General features: G+C 68.5%; 6 protein-coding genes. All 6 read left to right on the top strand.

What is annotated here, in order from left to right:
• Positions 1-2 precede the first annotated feature (2 nt).
• The gene (gene modA / locus VFA16_RS00715; RefSeq protein ID WP_324965972.1) at positions 3-791 is read left to right on the top strand and encodes a molybdate ABC transporter substrate-binding protein; all 789 of its coding nucleotides are present in this window, start codon (positions 3-5) and stop codon (positions 789-791) included.
• A 63-nt stretch (positions 792-854) separates the two neighbouring features.
• A complete protein-coding gene (locus VFA16_RS00710; RefSeq protein ID WP_324965974.1) occupies positions 855-1598 on the top strand; it encodes an ABC transporter permease in 744 nt (247 codons plus the stop codon).
• Positions 1595-2707, top strand: coding sequence for a sulfate/molybdate ABC transporter ATP-binding protein (locus VFA16_RS00705; protein WP_324965971.1), 1113 nt, complete (start codon positions 1595-1597; stop codon positions 2705-2707). The genes VFA16_RS00710 and VFA16_RS00705 overlap by 4 nt, the downstream gene beginning before the upstream one ends.
• A 96-nt stretch (positions 2708-2803) precedes the next feature.
• Complete coding sequence (locus VFA16_RS00700; protein ID WP_324965970.1) at positions 2804-3886, top strand: alanine and proline-rich secreted protein Apa; 1083 nt, start codon at positions 2804-2806, stop codon at positions 3884-3886.
• A gap of 181 nt (positions 3887-4067) precedes the next feature.
• Positions 4068-4328: a GlsB/YeaQ/YmgE family stress response membrane protein gene (locus VFA16_RS00695; RefSeq protein WP_324965973.1), complete on the top strand. Its 261-nt coding sequence runs from the start codon at positions 4068-4070 to the stop codon at positions 4326-4328.
• Between the two features lie 64 nt (positions 4329-4392).
• Positions 4393-4695: alcohol dehydrogenase catalytic domain-containing protein (locus VFA16_RS00690; RefSeq protein WP_324965969.1), on the top strand; the 303-nt coding region annotated here is incomplete at its 3' end.

Genomic DNA, 4695 nt, shown 5'->3' with positions numbered 1-4695 from the left:
GGGTGGTGACCGGTTGGCTGGTAATACTCCTGGTAGCGGGCCTGACTGGATGCAGCTCGGAGTCCCCATCGCAGTCAACGTCCCCGCCACCGACCACCCAGTCGTCACCGCCGGCGCCAAAACCGCTGCTGGTCTTCGCCGCCGCTTCGCTCAGACCGACATTCGACACCATCGCTGCGCAGTTCAAGACCGACAATCCCGGCGCCAGCGTCGACATCAACTACGCCGGATCTTCCGAGCTGGCCACGCAGTTGACCCAAGGAGCCACGGCCGACGCCTTCGCCTCGGCCGACACCGCGCAAATGGACAAAGTCGCCAAGGCCGGGCTGCTGGCCGGCAAGCCGGTTAATTTCGCCTCCAACACGCTGGTCATCGTCACCGCGCCCGGTAACCCCAAGCATGTCCAGTCCTTCGCCGACCTCAACAAGGGCGGGCTAGCGGTGGTGGTCTGCCAGCGGCCGGTGCCCTGCGGTGCGGCGACTCACCGCATCGAGGACAACACCGGCGTGCGTATCAGCCCGGCCAGCGAGGAGCCCAGCGTGACCGATGTGCTCAACAAGGTCACCAGCGGTCAGGCCGACGCCGGGCTGGTCTATGTCACGGATGCGATCAACGCCGGCTCAAAAGTGACGACGGTCAACTTCCCCGAAGCAGCGGCGGCGCGCAACGTGTATCCCATTGCAGTGCTGAAGAAATCGTCTCAGCCGCAGCTGGCTCAGAAGTTCGTCGACGCGGTGACCAGTGAGACAGGTCAGAAAGCTCTGCAGCAGGCCGGCTTCGCCAAGCCCTGACGGTCGGCATTGATCGCGGATGCCGGTGTGCCGCGCTGGGTCTATGTGCCCGCCGCGGCGGGAATGGTGTTCGTGCTGCTGCCCCTTGTCGCGGTCGCGGTCAAGGTCGACTGGGCCCATTTCTGGTCGTTGGTTACCAGCCCGGCGTCGACGACAGCGCTGTTGTTAAGTATCAAGACCGCGGCCGCCAGCACGGCACTGTGCATTTTGTTGGGCGTGCCGATGGCCTTGGTGTTGGCCCGCAGCACCGCGCGGTCGGTGCGGCTGCTGCGGCCGCTGGTGTTGTTGCCGCTGGTCCTGCCGCCGGTGGTCGGCGGCATCGCGTTGCTGTACGCGTTCGGCCGGCTCGGGCTGGTCGGACGCTACCTGGAGATGGCCGGTGTCCATGTCGCTTTCACGAGCACCGCTGTGGTGTTGGCGCAGACCTTTGTGTCGTTGCCGTTTCTGGTCATCGCCCTGGAGGGCGCGGCCCGCACCGCGGGCGCCGACTACGAGGTAGTGGCGGCGACATTAGGGGCGCGGCCGACCGCGGTGTGGTGGCGGGTGACGCTGCCCCTGCTGGTGCCCGGCCTGGTTTCCGGAGCGGTGCTCGCGTTCGCCCGTTCACTCGGTGAGTTCGGTGCGACGTTGACGTTCGCCGGTTCACGGCAAGGTGTCACCCGCACGCTGCCGCTGGAGATCTACCTTCAGCGGGTGACTGACGCCGACGCGGCGGTGGCGTTGTCGCTCGTGCTGGTGGTGGTGGCGGCGCTGGTGGTGCTGGGTGTCGGCACCCGCAGGCTGACGGGAGCGAGCGCGGCGGCATGAGCGAGTTGCGGTTGCGCGCGGTGGTGGCCGATCGGGGCGTCGATCTGCAGTTTTCCGTCTCGGCCGGCGAAGTGCTGGCCGTGCTCGGCCCGAACGGCGCCGGCAAGTCCACCGCGCTGCATGTCATCGCCGGGCTGGTCCGCCCTGACGTGGGGTTGGTGCGCCTGGGGGAGCGAGTGCTGACCGACACCGCTGCCGGCATCGACGTGCCAACGCACGACCGGCGGGTCGGGCTGCTGCTGCAGGATCCCTTGCTGTTCCCGCACATGAGCGTGGCCGCCAACGTGGCGTTCGGGCCGCGCTGCCGTCGCCGGTTGGTGTGGGACTCGCGGGGCAAGGCGTCAGCGCTGCGCTGGCTGCGCGAAGTCGACGCCGAAGAGTTGGCCGACCGCAAGGCGCGGCACCTTTCGGGAGGCCAGGCTCAGCGCGTCGCAATCGCGCGTGCGCTCGCCGCCGAGCCGGACGTGCTGCTTCTCGACGAGCCGCTGGCCGGGCTCGATGTCGCGGCGGCGGCTGCGGTTCGCGCGGTGCTGCGCACCGTGGTCACTCGCAATGCGCGAAGCACCGTCCTGATAACCCATGACCTGTTAGACGTCTTCACGCTGGCCGATCGGGTATTGGTCCTCGAAGCGGGCAGAGTCGCCGAGCACGGCCCGGTGGCCGACGTGCTGACCGCGCCGCGCAGCCATTTCGGCGCCCGCATCGCCGGCGTGAATCTGGTGAATGGCACGCTCGGTCCCGACGGCGCGCTACATGCGCGCTCCGGTGCGGTCTGGCACGGCACTGCAGCGGAGGACTTGACCAGTGGCCAACAGGCGGTTGCGGTGTTTGCGCCGACGGCGGTGGCGGTGTATCGAGAAGCGCCGCATGGCAGCCCACGCAATACGGTCGCCGTGACCGTGGCAGAGCTCGATTCGCGCGGCCCTGCGGTGCGTGTGCGCGGCTCTGAGCAGCCCGACGGCGCGCCGGGGCTGGCCGCTGACATCACCGTTGACGCCGCCGCGGAACTATCGCTGACGCCCGGGCAACGTGTCTGGTTTTCGGTCAAGGCGCAGGAGGTGGCGCTGCATCCGACGCGCCCGGCGCCCGGCGTCGACCCGCCTGGCTAATAGGCGCCGCTCACGCCTTGTCGCAATGCAACGCGAGATTACATTTCTCAGCCGAACCTACTTGCGTCACGGAAGTAACACGGTAGGTTTTTCGCCATGAAGCAGGGGGATGCTAACCAAACGCGCCGCAGGGGCGTCGCGGCGACGCTGGCGATCGCTGCGATGACCGGTGCGGGCGCCATCACACTTACCGTGCCTACGACAACGGCGATCGCCGATCCGGCGCCCGCCCCGCCGAGCACCACCGCCGCGCCGGCGCCAGCCGGTACGAACCCAGCACCAGATGCCGCGCCTGGTCCGGCTGGTCCCAACGCTGCACCTCCGGCCGCCGACCCGGTCGCAGGGCCGCCGGGAGCCGATCCCAACGCCCCACCGCCGGTGGCCGATCCGAATGCCCCTGAACCCGGCCGGGTCAACAACGCCGCAGGTGGTTTCAGCTACGTCATTCCCGCCGGCTGGGTGGAGTCGGACGCCACCCACCTCGACTATGGGTCGGCATTGCTCAGCAAGGAGACCGGGCCACCACCGGCGCCGGGCCAAGCGCCGCCGGTGGCGAACGACACCCGCATCGTGCTGGGCAGGTTGGATCAAAAGCTTTACGCCAGCGCCGAACCCGACAACACTAAGGCCGCGACCCGGCTGGGCTCGGATATGGGCGAGTTCTTCATGCCCTATCCCGGGACCCGGATCAACCAAGACAGCACCCCGCTCAGCGCCAACGGGATGTCCGGTAGCGCGTCGTATTACGAGGTGAAGTTCTCCGACACGAGCAAACCGAACGGCCAGATTTGGACGGGCGTCGTCGGTCCTGCCGCGTCGAATGCCCGCCAGGGTGCGCAGGGCGCCCAGAACCAGCGCTGGTTCGTGGTGTGGCTCGGGACCGCGAACGACCCGGTCGACAAGGCGGCCGCCAAGACGCTCGCCGAGTCGATCCGCCCGTGGACTCCGCCGCCGGCTCCGGCAGCCCCGGCGCCAGCCGCTCCGGGAGCTCCGGCACCGGCTGCCCCGCCAGCTCCGGCCCCTGCTGCGCCGGGGGCTCCGGCACCTGCTGCCCCAGCGGCCCCGGCACCTGCTGCGCCGGGGGCTCCAGCTCCCGCGCCTAATGCGCCGCCGGCCGGCCCGGCACCGGCCGGCTCTCCAGCCGGTGCGTCGGCGCCCGGGTCGACGCTCTCCACCTGAGCGGCAACTGCGCGTCATCGCCACCGACATTTGGGTTGCAGTTAAACCGACCGCACCCGCGTGGGCGCCGAAATCGTTACGCTGACGCGGTATACCGGGACGTGCTTCGGGCTACACCTCCGCGGTCTCCTTACCGGTCAATACGAAGGAGCGGGTCGTGGTTTGGTACAACATCATCTGGATGATCATCCTGGGCCTCATCGTTGGCTTGATCGCGCGACTCATCGTTCCCGGCAGGCAGCACATCGGTTTGATCGCAACGGTGCTGCTGGGCATTGCCGGAGCGTGGGTTGGCGGCACCCTTGGCAGCCTGGTCTTCCCGCCGCATAAATTCGATATTCATCCCCCGATTCACCACTCCTTCTTGGGTGCGCTGGTCGGAGCGGTGATCCTGTTGCTGATCTATAGGGCCTTCACGTCACGGCGCACGCGAACCCTGTAGCGGCTGCTAACCTCTTGCGCCGCTAGCCCTTCGGCTGACCGGCGCGTCGCGGCATCATGGAGTGATGGCGTCAGCGCGCACCACAACGACGATGAGCGCCTGGCGGGTCCGCCGTCCGGGGCCGATGGAAACCCACCCGCTCGAGCGAGTTACCACCGAGGTACCGCGTCCTGGACCGACGGAGCTGTTAGTTGCCGTGCATGCGTGCGGTGTCTGCCGCACCGACCTACACGTCACAGAGGGGGACCTACCCGTGCACCGCGAGCACGTGACGCCGGGGCACGAGGTCGTGGGGGAGGTTATCTCGGTCGGTCCGGACGCTGGCGACACGTTCGCAGTGGGGGACCGGGTCGGGATCGCCTGGCTG

The organism is Mycobacterium sp. (assembly GCF_035653355.1).
Classification (GTDB): domain Bacteria; phylum Actinomycetota; class Actinomycetes; order Mycobacteriales; family Mycobacteriaceae; genus Mycobacterium.
This window is presented reverse-complemented; position numbering and strand designations above follow the sequence as displayed.